At 65.0% G+C, this 15,304-nt stretch carries 13 protein-coding genes; 7 read left to right on the top strand and 6 right to left on the bottom strand.

What is annotated here, in order from left to right; all coding sequences use genetic code 11:
* Positions 1 to 23: 23 nt before the first annotated feature.
* Positions 24 to 380 (bottom strand): 6-carboxytetrahydropterin synthase QueD, encoded by a 357-nt coding sequence (gene queD, locus DN388_RS12945; RefSeq protein ID WP_043861143.1) that lies wholly within the window; start codon positions 378 to 380, stop codon positions 24 to 26.
* Positions 381 to 431: 51 nt separating this feature from the next.
* A complete protein-coding gene (locus DN388_RS12940) occupies positions 432 to 1,514 on the bottom strand; it encodes a patatin-like phospholipase family protein (protein WP_078481103.1) in 1,083 nt (360 codons plus the stop codon).
* Between the two features lie 156 nt (positions 1,515 to 1,670).
* Here DN388_RS12940 and DN388_RS12935 point away from each other — a divergent pair, with 156 nt between their 5' ends.
* The 4 genes from DN388_RS12935 to DN388_RS12920 are packed head-to-tail and all read left to right on the top strand — an operon-like array spanning position 1,671 to position 4,280.
* Positions 1,671 to 1,979: a PepSY domain-containing protein gene (locus DN388_RS12935; RefSeq protein ID WP_043861141.1), complete on the top strand. Its 309-nt coding sequence runs from the start codon at positions 1,671 to 1,673 to the stop codon at positions 1,977 to 1,979.
* Positions 1,979 to 2,293 (top strand): PepSY domain-containing protein, encoded by a 315-nt coding sequence (locus tag DN388_RS12930; protein WP_043861140.1) that lies wholly within the window; start codon positions 1,979 to 1,981, stop codon positions 2,291 to 2,293. Before DN388_RS12935 ends, DN388_RS12930 begins: the two co-directional genes overlap by 1 nt.
* On the top strand, positions 2,293 to 2,961 hold the full coding sequence (locus tag DN388_RS12925) for a response regulator transcription factor (protein ID WP_043861139.1): 669 nt from the start codon (positions 2,293 to 2,295) through the stop codon (positions 2,959 to 2,961). Before DN388_RS12930 ends, DN388_RS12925 begins: the two co-directional genes overlap by 1 nt.
* On the top strand, positions 2,958 to 4,280 hold the full coding sequence (locus DN388_RS12920; protein ID WP_255000113.1) for a sensor histidine kinase: 1,323 nt from the start codon (positions 2,958 to 2,960) through the stop codon (positions 4,278 to 4,280). The genes DN388_RS12925 and DN388_RS12920 overlap by 4 nt, the downstream gene beginning before the upstream one ends.
* A gap of 5 nt (positions 4,281 to 4,285) precedes the next feature.
* On the opposite strand, the gene DN388_RS12915 is transcribed toward DN388_RS12920, so the two are convergent.
* Complete coding sequence (locus DN388_RS12915) at positions 4,286 to 6,433, bottom strand: methyl-accepting chemotaxis protein (protein WP_054916516.1); 2,148 nt, start codon at positions 6,431 to 6,433, stop codon at positions 4,286 to 4,288.
* Between the two features lie 265 nt (positions 6,434 to 6,698).
* Between DN388_RS12915 and DN388_RS12910 the strand changes: the two genes are divergently transcribed.
* Positions 6,699 to 8,018 (top strand): Na+/H+ antiporter family protein, encoded by a 1,320-nt coding sequence (locus DN388_RS12910; protein WP_078481101.1) that lies wholly within the window; start codon positions 6,699 to 6,701, stop codon positions 8,016 to 8,018.
* A gap of 31 nt (positions 8,019 to 8,049) precedes the next feature.
* Here DN388_RS12910 and DN388_RS12905 read toward each other — a convergent pair whose 3' ends face one another.
* From DN388_RS12905 to DN388_RS12895, 3 genes are all read right to left on the bottom strand, one after another.
* The gene (locus tag DN388_RS12905) at positions 8,050 to 9,054 is read right to left on the bottom strand and encodes a FecR family protein (RefSeq protein WP_058540429.1); all 1,005 of its coding nucleotides are present in this window, start codon (positions 9,052 to 9,054) and stop codon (positions 8,050 to 8,052) included.
* 156 nt (positions 9,055 to 9,210) lie between these two features.
* Positions 9,211 to 10,980, bottom strand: a complete 1,770-nt coding sequence (locus DN388_RS12900) for an acyl-CoA dehydrogenase C-terminal domain-containing protein (RefSeq protein WP_043861135.1) — start codon at positions 10,978 to 10,980, stop codon at positions 9,211 to 9,213.
* 29 nt (positions 10,981 to 11,009) lie between these two features.
* On the bottom strand, positions 11,010 to 12,632 hold the full coding sequence (locus DN388_RS12895; protein ID WP_088514884.1) for an acyl-CoA synthetase: 1,623 nt from the start codon (positions 12,630 to 12,632) through the stop codon (positions 11,010 to 11,012).
* A gap of 199 nt (positions 12,633 to 12,831) precedes the next feature.
* On the opposite strand from DN388_RS12895, the gene DN388_RS12890 reads away from it, so the two are divergent.
* Positions 12,832 to 14,631 carry a PAS domain S-box protein gene (locus tag DN388_RS12890; protein WP_313328540.1) on the top strand — a complete coding sequence of 600 codons (1,800 nt, stop codon included), beginning with the start codon at positions 12,832 to 12,834 and terminating at the stop codon, positions 14,629 to 14,631.
* A 14-nt stretch (positions 14,632 to 14,645) separates the two neighbouring features.
* Positions 14,646 to 15,272 (top strand): response regulator transcription factor, encoded by a 627-nt coding sequence (locus DN388_RS12885; RefSeq protein ID WP_303627088.1) that lies wholly within the window; start codon positions 14,646 to 14,648, stop codon positions 15,270 to 15,272.
* The last annotated feature ends 32 nt before the right edge of the window (positions 15,273 to 15,304 follow it).

Here is a 15,304-nt window from a genome sequence, read left to right as displayed (position 1 = left end):
TTTTCAGACATGTCACTGTCAGCTCAGTCGCCGTAATACTCGCAGCCACTGGTGCAGGTCTCATGGATACGCACTTTGCTCAGTTCTGGCAGCAACGGCTTGACCTGGTCCCAGATCCATTTGGCAATCACTTCGCTGGTCGGGTTCTCCAGGCCAGGGATGTCATTGAGGTAGTTGTGGTCTAGCTGCTCGTACAGCGGCTTGAAAATCGCCTTGATCTCCGAGAAGTCGCGAATCCAGCCGGTATGCGGATCCAGCTGGCCGGTCAGGTGCAAGGCAACCTTGAAGGAGTGGCCGTGCAGGCGCCCGCATTTGTGCCCGGCGGGCACATTCGGCAAGCGGTGGGCCGATTCGAAGGTGAACTCTTTGAAAATTTCCACGGTATCTTAGAACTCTGAAAACCAATGCTGACCGGCAGTTTAACAGCAAGCCTACTTCAACGGTTGCAGATGCTGGTGCAGCTTGCCGGTTTCCACCAGTTCCAGAAACTCGTCGCCCAGCCGCTGGCTTTCGCTCATGGCGGTACGCCAGTAACGTTGGCGGTTACCGGCATCGCCCATGAAGCGCTTGAAGTCGCTGCGATCCGGCAGCTTGCCGTAGGGGAGGCGGGCCAGGTACTGCGGCGAGGGTGCCAGCAACAGCACGTTCTGCAGGTACTGCGCATTGCTGCGCCGCCAGGGCAGGGCCTTGTCGAACCACCCCGGCACCACCTTGTGGGTGAAGTGAGGGTAAAGCACGATGTCCTCGCCGCTGTAGGGCAGGTCGAGGTGATAGTCGAGCAAGCCACCATCCCGGTAGGTGCCCGCCCCGACCCCCGGAATGTCCCGCACGCCTTCCATCACCATGGGAATGGAGCCTGAAGCGAGCAGGGCATGACGCAGGTTGTCGACCGCCAGCGGCAGGCAGCGCGAAGGGAAGTCCGTGAGGGGGTTCAACGGCGGTGCGCAGCGTGCGTCATGCAGGATCACGCGTTCGAAGTGCCGGGCCAGCCGCGAACGGCTCACGAGGTTGTCGGCAATCACCGACGACAGGCCTACGCCCAGTCGGCCTCGATGATCGTGCTGAAGCAGGCCGTGGCTTCTGACCAGCATGATGTTGAGCCGATAGTGGGGGTTGTCGAGAATGCGAGCATCCTGGCCCTCCAGCAGGTCATCGAGCATGCGACGACAGCTCTGGCTGACCTGGGCCTGGGTCACGCCCTTTGCGAAATCCTGCTCGGTATACAGATGGCCCAGGCGCAGCAGGGCCTGGGCGGGGTCGGGCAGGCAGGCACTGGCGAAGCGCCAGGAGCCGATCGATGCCCCGATCAGCGAGCGCGCGCGCGGTGCTGTGGGCAGCCACTGGCCGAACAGCGCCAGGTCGATACCCTGGATACCCAGCGCCTTGGGGCCGCCTGCAGCGCCCGGTAGCACCCCCACGTCTGCAGCCTGCAGACCGCGTTCACGTACATGGGCAAACGCCCGCGTGCCGGCCTTGAGTGTCAGCGCTGGAAACTTGATCTGGATTGAGCTCATAAGGGCCTCGTTGTCCTGGATCAACGATTATAGAGAAGCGTGGACGGAACAGGGGCGCGCCTGAGCTATCATGGCGCCAGTTGTTTTCAGTTTCAGTTAAGTTCGGTTCGGTATTCTGAACCCGTAAGCAAGATTGATCCTAAATGGAGAGACACGATGAAAACATTGACTGCCCTGTTCGCCACCGCCGCCCTTGCCCTGAGCGCCAACGTTGCGCTGGCTAAAGACATCCCCACCAATGAAGTCGTGCAGCTGGTCCAGGCCAAGACCATCCTGTCGCTGGATGACCTCAACGCAAAAGCGCTGGCCAAGCATCCGGGTGCCACCATCAAGGACTCCGAGCTCGAGGACGTGTACGGCCGTTATGTGTACAAGGTCGAACTGCGTGACGCGCAGAACGTCGAATGGGACGTGGACCTTGATGCCAAGACCGGTGAAGTACTCAAGGACGCCAAGGACACCTGATGACTGCACGCAAGCGAACGGCACCGTGGCTGTTCCTCGCATTGCTGGTCTTCTGTACGCCGGCCCTGGCCCGCGACCTCGATCAGGATGAAGCCCTGGAGCTACGTCAGAAGGGCATCATCCTGCCGCTGGAGCAACTGTTGAACTCCGCCCTGGGGCGTTACCCCGGGGCGAAGTTGCTTGAGGCGGAGCTGGAAGAGAAGCACAACCGCTACGAGTACGAAGTCGAGCTGGTCACCCCGCAAGGGGTCGTGCGTGAAATCAAGTTCGATGCACGCACGGGTGTGCTGATCAAAGATGAGGAAGATGACTGATGCGCCTGTTACTGGTCGAGGACAACGTCCCGCTGGCCGATGAACTCACCCAGAGCCTGCAGCGCCAGGGCTACGCCATCGACTGGCTGGCCGACGGCCGAGATGCGGTGTACCAGGGTAGCAGCGAGCCCTATGACCTGATTATCCTGGACCTGGGGCTGCCCGGCCTGCCCGGCCTCGAAGTGCTGGCCCAATGGCGCGCCGGCGGGCTGTCGACCCCGGTGCTGATCCTGACAGCACGGGGTTCCTGGGCCGAGCGCATCGAGGGCCTCAAGGCCGGTGCCGACGATTACCTGAGCAAACCCTTTCACCCCGAAGAGCTGCAACTGCGCATCCAGTCGCTGCTGCGCCGCGCCCGTGGCCTGGCCAACCAGCCGACCCTGCAGGCCGCCGGCCTGCACCTGGACGAAGGCCGCCAGTGCGTGAGCCGCGACGGGCAGGACGTGCAACTGACCGCCGCCGAGTTTCGCCTGCTGCGCTACTTCATGTTGCACCCGCAGCAGATCCTTTCCAAAAGCCACCTGGCCGAGCACCTCTACAACGGCGAAACCGAGCGCGACTCGAATGTGCTCGAAGTACACGTCAACCACCTGCGCCGCAAGCTGGGGCGCAGCGTGATCGAAACCCATCGCGGCCAGGGCTATCGCTTTGGCGGAGTGGTCGAGTGAAGTCGATCCAGGCGCGCCTGAGCCTGGGGCTGGTCGGTGTACTGGTGGTGGTCGGCCTGGCCCTGGCGCAGATCAGCCTGTGGCTGTTCGAGATCGGGTTGCAGCGCTACCTGGAGACGGGGTTGCGCAAGGAAAGCGAAAACCTGCTGGTGGCGCTGGTACGCGGCCACAGCGGCCTCGAACTGGACGAGCGACGCCTGTCGTCGGCGTACCAGCGGCCGTTTTCCGGCTACTACTTCCGTATCGATTTCGAAGGGGGCAGTTGGCGTTCCCGCTCGCTCTGGGACATGGACATGCCCCGTCCGCCAACTCCCGGCCTGCACGCGGGCCTGGAGCTGGGCCCGGCTGGCCAGCAACTGCTGGTGCTGCGTGCCGACTACCGGCGCCTGGGCCAGGCGATCTCGATCAGCGTGGCGCAGGACTATACCCCCGTGCGCGACGGCTTCCGGCGCATGCAGCAGCTCGGCCTTGGCCTGGGGCTGGTGGCGCTGCTGTTGATTCTGGTGCTGCAACGCATCACGGTCACACGCTCCCTGCGCCCACTGGAACGCACGCGCGAACAGATCGCCCAACTGCAGCAGGGCAAGCGCTCGCAGCTCGACAGTGAGGTGCCAGTCGAACTTGAGCCCCTGGTGGCCCAGATCAACCACCTGCTGGCACACACCGAAGACAGCCTCAGGCGTTCACGCAACGCGCTGGGCAACCTGGGGCATGCCCTGAAGACCCCCCTGGCGGTGCTGATGAGCCTGGCGTCGAGCGAGCGCCTGAACGACCTGCCCGAGGTTCGCGCCCAGTTGCAGGCTCAGCTGGAGCAGATCCAGCAACGCCTGAGCCGCGAACTCAATCGCGCCCGGCTGGCCGGCGATGCCCTGCCGGGGGCGCATTTCGATTGCGCCACCGAACTGCCGGGCCTGCTATCGACCCTGGGCATGATTCACGGCGATCACCTGCTCATCCGCCATCAGGTGCCCGATGGGCTGTCCTTGCCCTGGGACCGCGAAGACCTGCTCGAGCTGCTGGGCAACCTGCTGGACAACGCCTGCAAGTGGGCCGACAGCGAGGTCTGCCTGAGCATCGAGCAAGAGGGCGGGGTGTATCGCCTGTGGGTGGACGATGATGGCCCGGGCATCCCCGAAAATGCCAGAGCCGGGGTGCTGGAGCGCGGTGCGCGGCTCGACGAACAGGTCGATGGCCATGGGCTTGGCCTGGGCATCGTTCGCGATATCGCCGAAGCCTGGGGTGGGCAGATGAGGTTGCTGGAAAGCCCGCTGGGCGGGCTGCGGGTGAGCATCGAGCTGCCCCGCAGGGCAGCCCGATAACACCATCAGACGCGGAACTGGTCCATCAGCCCCTGCTGCTGGTTGGCCAGGCTGTTCAGCGACTGGCTGACCCGCGCCGACTCATTGGCCTGCTCCGAGAGTGACTCGGTCACATCGCGAATGGTCGCCACGTTGTTGTTGATTTCCTCGGCCACCGCGCTCTGCTCTTCGGCGGCACTGGCAATCTGCAGGTTCATGTCGCTGATCACGGTGACGGCCTCGCCGATCTGGCGCAGCGCAGTCACGGCCTGACCGACCTGGTCGACGCTACCCTGGGCCTGGCGGTGGCTGCTGTCCATGGCGCCCACCACCTCGCGGGTACCGGCCTGCAGTTGCTCGATCACCTGACGGGTCTCCTCCACCGACTCCTGGGTGCGTCGGGCCAGATTGCGCACCTCGTCGGCCACCACCGCAAAACCGCGCCCGGCTTCCCCGGCACGGGCCGCCTCGATGGCGGCATTGAGCGCCAGCAGGTTGGTCTGCTCGGCGATGGAGCGGATCACTTCCAGTACCGAACCGATCTTCTCGCTGTTGTCGGCCAGCCCTTCGACCTGGGCCATGGCGGTGTTCATGTCGGCTGCCAGGGTATCGATGCTGGTGGTGGTGCGGTCGATCACCGCCAGGCCCTGACGGGTCGCCTGGTCGGCGTCACGCGCCGCCTGGGCCGCTTGCGCAGCACTGCGCGCCACATCCTGGGCGGTGGCGCTCATTTCGTGGGACGCCGTGGCCACCTGGTCGACCTGACGGTACTGCTGCTCCATGCCGGCGCTGGTCTGCGAGGCAATCGCCGAAGACTGGTCGGCAGTGTCGCGCGCCGCCTGCACCGAGCGTTTGACCTCGGCGATGATCGGCTGCAGCTTGTCGAGGAAGCGGTTGAACCAGCCGGCCAGTTCCCCCAGCTCGTCGCGCTTGTCGTAGTTCAGGCGGCGGGTCAGGTCGCCTTCGCCGCTGGCGATGTCCTTGAGCATGGCGGCCACGCCCAGGATGGGGCGGGTCACACTGCGCGCCATCACCCAGATCAGCAGCAGCCCCACGATCGCGGCCAGCACACCCAGGCCCAGCTCGATCAGGGTGCCACTGGTATTGCGCTGGTCGAGCTCGTTCTTGAGGGTCTCGGCCGGGCCGGTCAGGGCGCTTTGCGGCACATCCAGCAGCACGCCCCAGGGCTTGCCCCCCGGAATCGGTGCAAACGATGCCAGCACCTTCAGGCGCTCGTCCTTGTGGAGGCTCTGCAGGGGCGTGCCGCTGCTCAGCAGGCCTATCAGCTCCTTGCCGCTGGTGCTGTCGACCTGGTCGAAGCGTTGCGCCAGCTTGCCCGCATCCGGGCTGTAGCCGGCCAGCAGGCCGACCGGGCTGATGATGCCGATGCGGGTCTGGCCCTGGTACAGGTTCTGGCTGGCCTGCTGGCTCAGCGCCTGCAGGCTGTTCAGGTTGATGTCGATCGACAGGGTGGCGACCACCTTGTCGGCCACGATCAGCGGGAACACGATGCTGGTCATCAGTACCCGCTGACCGGCGATGTCATAGAAGTAGGGTTCGATCACGCAGGTCTTGCGCGTGGTACGCGGGCACACCGACCAGGTGTTGGCCGGCTCGCCGCTGGGGCCGATGCTGGTGTCGGTCATGTCCTTTTCGGGCAGCGCCATCGAGGTCAGCTTGCCGGGCGTGGGCTGCGACCAGTACAGGGCAAAGCGGCCGGCCTCGTTGCTGCCCAGCTCGGCCTGGTTGGCGAACAGGGCATCCTTGTTGTCCAGGGCGTTGGGCTCGAACACCAGCGACAGCCCCAGCAGGTCGGGGTTGGCCTGCAGCGCGGCGCGCACCTGGCGGGTCATGTCCTCGCGCAGGTCGAAGGCGTCCAGAAAGCGCTTTTCGGCCTGCTCGCGCAAAAACAGCACCTGGCGCGCAAAGCCTGCACCGTATTGGTAGGCATCCATGAACTGGCGGCGGATGCTCAAGGCCTGGACTTCGCCCTGGGACTCGATACGCGACTGGGCCGCTTCGGTCAGCATCTGCATGCTGCTGGCCTTGACCAGCTCGGAGTTGTGCTCCATGCGGTACAGCGAAAGGCCCACCAGCAGCGTAACGATGCTGGCCAGGCAGAGCCCGGCCAGCAGGGTGATTTTCCACTGGATGGAAAGTTGTCTCGACGACATGACGAAGTCCTTTGATCCAAAAAAAGATTGAGGCTGACGACTGTAACGGCCAGGCGCAGTTTTTCTTTATTCAAACGTTCAATTGAAATGCGTCGTTTTCAGTCATGCATGCGACCCGCGTGCAGCCGTCTAGCCCCGTACTTTGACAAGTGGCGGGTGCTGCTTCAGAGTGTGCGCCCTCCCATAAAAACACCTGTCGTTCGGCCACTGCGCTCGCAGTCTGTCGCCGCAGCGCAAGCTTTGTCTGGTTTCTAGAGGTCATGAAATGAATGCAGTAATTGCCGCGGTCGGCATCATGCTGATATTGAGCCTGGCCCGTGTGCACGTGGTCATCGCCCTCATCATCGGCGCGCTCGCCGGCGGCCTGGTGGGCGGCCTGGGTATCGAAGGCACGCTCAAGGCGTTCAACGGCGGCCTGGGTGGCGGTGCCACGGTGGCATTGTCGTATGCGCTGCTGGGCGCATTCGCCGTGGCCATCGCCAAGTCCGGGCTGGCCCATGCGCTGGCCGATCGCGCCCTGTCGATGTTCCATGGTCAGGGCAATGCCGAAGGCGGCAAGATCAAGTGGCTGCTGATCGGCCTGTTGCTGGTGGTGGCGATCTCGTCGCAGAACATCCTGCCCATTCATATCGCCTTCATTCCGCTGCTGGTGCCGCCGCTGCTGTACGTGCTGACCCGCCTGCAGATCGATCGGCGCCTGGTGGCATGCGTGATGACCTTCGGCCTGATCACCCCCTACATGTTCCTGCCAGTGGGGTTCGGCAACATCTTCCTCAATCAGATCCTGCTGGCCAACGTCAGCCGTAGCGGGGTGGACGTCAGCGGCGTCAACGTGACCCAGGCCATGGCCATACCGGCGGCGGGCATGCTGTTCGGGTTGCTGCTGGCGGTGTTCTTCAGCTACCGCAAAAAGCGCGTGTACGACGTGGCAAAGATCGAGCAGGTCGAGCAGGTGGCCGTCAGCTACAACCCGTTGACGCTGATGGTGGCCGGCTGTGCGATCGCCGCGGCGTTCATCATCCAGCTGTGGCTGGACTCGATGATCATCGGTGCGATGGCGGGCTTTCTGATCTTCTCGCTGTCGGGCATCGTGCGCTGGAAGGACACCGATGACCTGTTCACCGAAGGCATGAAGATGATGGCCATGATCGGCTTCATCATGATCGCCGCGTCCGGCTTTGCCGAGGTCATGAAGGCCACCGGCGAAGTGAAGACCCTGGTGGAGGCCTCGGCCGGCTGGATCGACCACAGCAAGGCGGTCGGGGCGCTGCTGATGCTGCTGGTGGGCCTGCTGGTGACCATGGGTATCGGTTCGTCGTTCTCCACGGTGCCGATCCTGGCGGCGATCTTCGTGCCGCTGTGCGTGCAACTGGGCTTCGACCCGCTGGCCACCGTGTGCATCGTCGGTACTGCCGGCGCATTGGGTGATGCCGGCTCACCGGCGTCGGACTCGACCCTGGGCCCGACCTCGGGCCTGAACGTCGATGGCCAGCACCATCACATCTGGGACACGGTGGTGCCGACCTTCCTGCATTACAACCTGCCGTTGCTGGCGTTCGGCTGGGTAGCGGCGATGGTGCTGTAGCGCGCCAGGGCGCAGGAGCTGGGCGCGAGGCTCAGCTTTTTCGCGGGGGCGGCGAGATGCGGTTGAGCACCGTATCGCCGTTCTTGTTGCGCGTCAGGTACACCGGCAGCACCTTGGGCATGTTGCTCACCAGGCGATTGACCTCGGTGGTGTTGTAGATGCCGCTGATGCGGATGCTGCCGGTACTGGCGTCCGCCAGCAGCAACGGCGTTTCCAGGTAGCGGTTGATCAGCGGCAGGGCCTGGTCCAGTGGCAGATTGTCGAGGATCAGCTTGCCGCCGCGCCAGGCCAGGCTGGTGTCGTGGGCATAGGTCTGGCTGAGGGCCGGCTCGTAGTCGCCGCGACGGTAGCTGGCCTGCATGCCGGGGCCCAGGCGATAGCCGCTGTCCGGGTCGCTGCTGTTGCTGCTGACCAGCACCGAACCTTCCACCAGGGTGACCTTCACCTGGTCCTGATACTTCCAAACGTTGAACTGGGTGCCGGTCACCCGGGTCTGGCCCTTGCCGGCACGCACCACGAACGGGTGCTGGGTATCGTGCTGCACCTTGAAGAAGGCCTCGCCGTTGACCAGCGTCACCCGTCGTTCGTCCTTGTAGTTGGCGTAGCGCAGGGTGGTGTTGAGGTTCAACTCCACCTCGCTGCCATCCGGCAGCACCGCGCGGGCGATGGCATTGCCGCTTTCAACGCGCTCATAGCTGTTGGGCAGCCAGCCCTGTTCCCAGCCCACCCAGGCGCCAATCGGCAGTGCCACCAGCGCCACGGCCGCAGCCGAGGCCAGCCGACGCAGGGCGCGCCCGCGTGGCCTGGCTGACAGATTGATTACCGGGGCAGCAGGGCGGGGCAGGTGGTCGGCGGTCTGCCAGATCTCCTGCATGGCCTGGAATTCCTGCTCGTGCAGTGGGTCGGCTGCGCGCCATTGCGCGCAGGCGGCACGTTCCTGTTCACTGCAGTCCTCAGCATGCAGGCGCATGCACCAGTGCGCAGCGGCATCGGTGATGGCATCAAGTTCGGCTGCGCTGAGGCTGGTTTGGTTCATTGATACTCCCGGTTTTGGCCATTCTACCCTTGGCAGGTGGCCAACGAGAACCGAGTTCATCGTGAATGACTATCAGTTGTAAGAAATATTTGAACGAAAAACCACGCAAATGCGTGGTTTTTATCGTTTAAGCACCCGCCTGGAGCGTTGCGCGGCTCAGAACAGCTCGGCTGGCAACTGGTACAGCGGCGCACTGCCTGCGCGGATGCTGGCCTGCAACGACAGTACCCTGGGCAGCAGACGCTCGACGTAGAAGGTAGCCGTGGCCAGCTTGGCCTCGTAGAACGCCGGCTCCTGCTCGCGCCGTTCGCGGGCAGTGGCCGCCATGCGCGACCACATGTAGGCGTAGGCCACATAGCCGAACAGGTGCAGGTACTCCACCGACGCCGCGCCCACGGCATTGGCATCACCGGTGGCCTGCTCGCGTACCCACTGGCTCACGCTTTCCAGCTGCGCCAGGGCATGCAGCAGCGGTTCGCACAAGGGCGGACGGGTTTCACAGAAGCTGCGGATCTCGTTGGCGAACAGCGCCAGCGACTGTCCGCCATCGGCCACCACCTTGCGCCCCAGCAGGTCCAGCGCCTGGATGCCGTTGGTGCCTTCGTAGATCTGCGCGATGCGAACATCGCGCACCAGCTGTTCCTGGCCCCATTCGCGAATGTAGCCATGCCCGCCGAACACCTGCTGGCCCAGCACGCAGCTTTCCAGGCCCATGTCGGTGAAAAACGCCTTGGCCACCGGCGTCAGCAAGGCCACCAGGCGCTGCGCGGCCTCGCGCTCCTCCGGCTGCTCGGCGTACTTGGCGATATCCAGCTGCAGGCCGACATAGGTGGCGAACGCCCGGCCGCCTTCGGTCAGGGCGCGCATGCTCAGCAGCATGCGCCGTACATCGGCATGCACGATGATCGGGTCGGCCACCTTGTCGCTGGCCAGCGGCCCGGTGGCGGCGCGGCTTTGCAGGCGGTCCCGGGCGTAGCGTGCGGCGTTCTGGTACGACGCCTCGGCGCAGCCGATGCCCTGGATGCCGATGGACAGGCGCTCGTAGTTCATCATGGTGAACATCGCCGCCAGGCCGCGGTTGGGTTCGCCCACCAGGTAGCCCACGGCGCCATCGAAGTTCATCACGCAGGTGGCCGAGGCCTTGATGCCCATCTTGTGCTCGATCGATCCACAGCTCACCGCGTTGGTTTCACCCAGGCTGCCGTCCTCGCCTACCAGGCGCTTGGGCACCAGAAACAGCGAGATGCCCTTGGGCCCGGCCGGCGCGTCGGGCAGCTTGGCCAGCACCAGGTGCACGATGTTCTCGGTCAGGTCCTGGTCGCCGCCGGTGATGAAGATCTTGGTGCCGCTGACCCGGTAGCTGCCATCGGCCTGGGGTTCGGCCTTGCTGCGGATGATCCCCAGGTCGGTACCTGCATGCGGTTCGGTCAGGCACATGGTGCCGGCCCACTGCCCGCTGTACAGCGCCGGCAGGTAGGTGGCCTTCAATGCATCGCTGGCGTGCGCGTCGATGGCCAGGCAGCAGCCGGCGCTCAGCGCCGAGTACAGGCTGAAGCTGCAGTTGGCGGCGTAGAGCATCTCCTCGAACTGCACCGCGAGCATCTTGGGCATGCCCAGGCCGCCGTACTCGGGGTTGCCCGCCAGCCCGACCCAGCCGCCTTCGCGGTAGGTCTGCCAGGCCTGCACGAACCCCTGCGCAGTGGTGACCCGACCCTGCGCAAAGTGCACGCCTTCCTCATCGCCGCTGCGGTTGAGCGGGGCGATCAGCTGGCCGGTGATCTTGGCCGCCTCTTCCAGTATCGCATCGGCGGTATCCGCGTCGACGCTGGCCGCCAGCGCCGGCAGGCGCGCCCACAGGGCCGGGCCCTGGAACACTTCGTGAAGAACAAAACGCATGTCGCGCAGCGGTGCATTGAACTCAGGCATAACGGTTTCCGAATAAAGGTGAAAAAAGGTCAGAGCGCCTTGGCCCAGTCGCGCAACAGGTACTTCTGGATCTTGCCCGTGGAGGTTTTCGGCAGTTCGCTGAACACCACGGTCTTGGGCAGCTTGAAGCCGGCCAGATGCTCGCGGCAGAAGGCGATGATGTCCGCCTCGCGGGTACCTTCGAAACCGGCCTTGAGGGTGACGTAGGCACAGGGGGTTTCGCCCCATTTTTCATCCGGGCGGGCGACCACCGCAGCCTCGAGCACGGCCGGGTGGCGGTACAGCGTGTCTTCGACCTCGATGGTCGAGATGTTCTCGCCTCCGGAAATGATGATGTCCTTGAGCCGGTCCTTGATCTCCACATAGCCGTCGGCATGCCACACTGCCAGGTCGCCGGTATGGAACCAGCCGCCTCGGAAGGCTTCGGCGGTGGCCTCGGGGTTCTTCAGGTAGCCCTTCATCACGGTGTTGCCGCGCATGAAGATCTCGCCCAGCGTGTTGCCGTCGCGGGCCACCGGCTCAAGCGTTTGCGGGTCGGCCACCATCAGCCCCTCGAGGGTAGGGTAGCGCACGCCCTGGCGCGACTTGATGCGGGCCCGCTCCTCCAGCGGCTGCGCGTCCCATTCGGCATGCCAGGCACACACCGTCACCGGGCCGTAGACCTCGGTCAGGCCGTAGACGTGGGTCACCTTGATGCCCATTTCCTCCACCGCGCCGATCACCTTGGCGGGTGGCGCCGCCCCGGCCACCATCGCGTTCACGGGGTGGTCGATGGCGGCCTTGGCCGAGTCGGGCATGTTGATCAGCGCATTGAGCACGATCGGTGCGCCGCACAGGTGGGTGACCTGGTGCTCGCGAATCAGGGTCAGGATCTTCTGCGGGTCGACCCGGCGCAGGAACACATGGGTGCCGGCCAGGGCCGTCACGGTCCACGGGTAGCACCAGCCATTGCAGTGGAACATCGGCAGGGTCCACAGGTACACCGGGTGGTTGCCCATGGCCCAGGTCATCTGGTTGCCCAGTGCGTTCAGGTAGGCGCCGCGGTGGTGATAGACCACCCCCTTGGGGTTGCCGGTGGTGCCGGAGGTGTAGCTCAACGAGATCGCCTGCCACTCGTCCTCGGGCCAGTGCCACACGAACTCGGGGTCGCCCTCGGCCAGGAAGGCTTCGTAATCCAGGTCGCTGACGGCGCGGCCCTCGCCGTACTCCGGGTCGTCCACATCGATCACCAGCGGCGGGTGGGCCATCAGGCCCAGCGCTGCTTCGATCACCTTGTGGAACTCGCGGTCGGTGATCAGCACCTTGGCTTCACCGTGCTCGAGCATGAATGCGATGGCCTCGGCATCCAGGCGCACGTTCAGGGCGTTGAGCACCGCACCGATCATCGGCACACCGAAATGCGCCTCGAGCATGGCCGGAATGTTGGGCAGCATCACCGCCACCGTATCGCCCAGCCCGATACCACGGCCGGCCAGGGCGCTGGCCAGGCGGCGGGAGCGCTGGTAGGTTTCCTGCCAGTTGCGGCGGATGGCACCATGGATCACCGCCGGGTAATCGCCATAGACCGCAGCCGTGCGTTCGATGAAACTCAGCGGGGAAAGGGCGACATGGTTGACGGGGGCGGGCTGCAGGCCCTGGGAGAAGATCGACATGAACGGTTCCTGTGCAGGAGGCAGCCGCGATCAGGCGCTGGCTGAAACCTCCGATGGCTGATTGTTAGCTCTGATCAGGTTTCTGGAAGGCGGTACGCAGACCGACTTCGGTGTTTCATTTTTACGCTGTTCTCCATATTACTTGGAAGATAGACTATAGCAATATGGTATAAATACTATAAAAAAGCCGGAGCCCCAAGTGACCTTTCCTCCCTCGGCCTTGCTCGACAAGGACCCGCAACCCACCGTGCTGCTCGATGCCGCCGCCCAGGTGGTGGCCGCCAACCCGGCGGTGCAGGCGTTGTTCGACACCTGGCCCAAGCCGCCCGTGGGCAGCCTGCTGCCCGCCAACTACAAGGCGCTGGTGAGCGCCTGCCTGCACCAGCAGCGGGCGATTGCCGAGGTCGAGGCCCTGGTGCAACAGCGTATCCTGTTGTGGACCTTCGTCCCGCTGGAGGGCGGCCTGCAGGTGCTGGCCCGCTGCCGCGACGCCACGGTTGAGCGCCTGGCCGAGCGCGAGGCCAGCCAGGCACGTCGGTTGTACCGCCTGATCACCGAAAACACCACCGACCTGATCTCGCGCCATACCCCCGACGGGTGTTTCCTGGATGCTTCGCCGGCCTCCTATCGCCTGCTGGGCTACTGGCCGGAAGAGCTGCGCGGGGTGGCGGTGCAGTCGCTGTTTCACCCCCAGGACCGCCAGCAATCGCTGCTGCAGGCCTCCCAGGCGCTGGAGCAGGACGGCTACCAGACCATGACCTGCCGCGTGCGCCATCGCGATGGCCGCGACCTGTGGTTCGAGATCGCCAGCCGCGCCATCCGCGAAACCTACACCGGTGCGGTGGTCGAGATCGTCAGCGTGTCACGTGACATCACCGTGCGCATCGAAGCCCAGGAAAACCGCCGGCGCCTGGCCGAGGTGGTCGAGGCCAACACCGACCTGGTGCTGTTCACCGACCCCGCCGGCCAGCTCACCTACCTCAACCGTTCCGCCCGGCGAGCACTGGGCCTGCTGGAGGTGCAGGCCGTGCCGCCCCTGCGCGAGCTGCTGGACGAAGAAGCCCTGCAACGCCTCGACGAAGAGGGCTGGGCCTGCGCCGAGCGCGAAGGGGTGTGGCAATGCGAGGCGCGGCTGGCGCCCTACAACGGCTCGGCGCCGTTCCCGGTCTCGCTGGTACTGCTGGCGCACCGGGCCGCAGGTGGCGAGCGCTACTACTCGCTGGTGGCTCGCGACATGACCGAGCGCGAGCTGCGTGAACGCCAGCAGCGCCGACACCAGGATGAACTGGCGCACACCGCGCGGCTGGTCACCCTGGGCGAGCTGGCCTCCGGCATCGCCCACGAGATCAACCAGCCGCTGGCAGCGGTGGTCAACTATGCCAGTGCCAGCCAGCGCTACCTGCTGGCGGTGGAGCGTGACCCGCAGGCGGCCGGGCGGGTCGCCCAGGGCCTGCAGCGCATCACCGAGCAGGCCACCCATGCCGCCGAAGTGATCAAGCGCCTGCGCTCGTTCCTGCGCAAGGAGCCGCGCCGCTTGCAGGCGCTCAACGTGGCCGATGTATCGCGCGAGGCCGTGCGCCTGTGTGCCTGGGAGGCGGCGCAGGCCCAGGTGACCATCGAGCAGCACATGGTGTACAACCTGCCGCCGGTATACGCCGACCGTGTCTTGCTCGAACAGGTCCTGCTCAACCTGTTGCGCAACGCCATCGACGCCAACCGCGAGCAGCATGCCGGGGCGCCTTCGCGCGTGCTGATCAGCGCCGACCAGCAGGCCGGTTGGCTGCTTATCCAGGTGGCCGACCAGGGCCCCGGGGTGGCCGCCGAGCAGCTGGACGGCATCTTCACCCCGTTTACCACCAGCAAGCCCGAAGGGCTGGGGCTGGGCTTGAGCATGAGCCGCAGCATCGTCGAAGGGTTCGGCGGTACCTTGCAGGCGCACCCGGGTGATACCGGCGGATTGATTTTGTGCTGTCGGCTGGCGCCGGTGGCCAGTGCATGAACAAGGGGATTTCCATGCAGGAACCGAAGGTCTACGTGGTCGACGACGACCAGGGCATGCTCGACTCCACCGTCTGGCTGCTGGAGTCGGTGGGCCTGCAGGCGCTGCCGTTCACCAGTGGCCAGGCTTTTCTGGAGGCCTGCGATGCGGCGTTGCCGGCGTGCGTGCTGCTGGATGTGCGCATGCCCGGCATGGGTGGGCTGAGCGTGCAGGAAGCCTTGCGCGCCCGGGGCGTGCAGGTGCCGGTGATCTTTGTCAGCGGGCATGCCGATGTGCCGATCGTGGTACGCGCCTTCAAGGCCGGGGCCATCGATTTCATCGAGAAGCCCTACAACGACCAGTTGTTGCTCGACAGCGTGCAGGATGCCCTCGGGCGCTCGTCACGGGTTCAGGTCAGCAGTCGCCAGCGCGATGAAGTGCAGGGGCGCATCGACAGCCTCACCCCGCGTGAGCGCGACGTGTTCGCGCCCCTGGTGCAGGGCTATACCAATCGGGAGATTGCCGAGCAGTTGCAGGTCAGCGTGAAGACCGTGGACCTGTACCGTTCGCGGGTGATGAAGCGCATGCAGGCCGAACACCTGCCGGACCTGGTGGGGATGGCGATTGCGTGTGGGGTGGTGGACCCCTTGAAACTGCGTTGAATGCATCGCGGGTCAAGCCCGCTCCCACAGGT

This window comes from Pseudomonas sp. S12(2018), from assembly GCF_024355235.1.
GTDB classification, from domain to species: Bacteria; Pseudomonadota; Gammaproteobacteria; order Pseudomonadales; family Pseudomonadaceae; genus Aquipseudomonas; species Aquipseudomonas palmensis.
This window is presented reverse-complemented; position numbering and strand designations above follow the sequence as displayed.

Coding starts and splice junctions, on each gene's coding strand:
- DN388_RS12925 (WP_043861139.1), top strand. CDS start 2,293: ATGCGCCTGTTACTGGTCGAGGACAACGTCCCGCTGGCCGATGAACTC.
- DN388_RS12940 (WP_078481103.1), bottom strand. CDS start 1,514: ATGAGCTCAATCCAGATCAAGTTTCCAGCGCTGACACTCAAGGCCGGC.
- DN388_RS12905 (WP_058540429.1), bottom strand. CDS start 9,054: ATGAACCAAACCAGCCTCAGCGCAGCCGAACTTGATGCCATCACCGAT.
- DN388_RS12885 (WP_303627088.1), top strand. CDS start 14,646: ATGCAGGAACCGAAGGTCTACGTGGTCGACGACGACCAGGGCATGCTC.
- DN388_RS12915 (WP_054916516.1), bottom strand. CDS start 6,433: ATGTCGTCGAGACAACTTTCCATCCAGTGGAAAATCACCCTGCTGGCC.
- DN388_RS12900 (WP_043861135.1), bottom strand. CDS start 10,980: ATGCCTGAGTTCAATGCACCGCTGCGCGACATGCGTTTTGTTCTTCAC.
- DN388_RS12935 (WP_043861141.1), top strand. CDS start 1,671: ATGAAAACATTGACTGCCCTGTTCGCCACCGCCGCCCTTGCCCTGAGC.
- DN388_RS12910 (WP_078481101.1), top strand. CDS start 6,699: ATGAATGCAGTAATTGCCGCGGTCGGCATCATGCTGATATTGAGCCTG.
- DN388_RS12930 (WP_043861140.1), top strand. CDS start 1,979: ATGACTGCACGCAAGCGAACGGCACCGTGGCTGTTCCTCGCATTGCTG.
- DN388_RS12895 (WP_088514884.1), bottom strand. CDS start 12,632: ATGTCGATCTTCTCCCAGGGCCTGCAGCCCGCCCCCGTCAACCATGTC.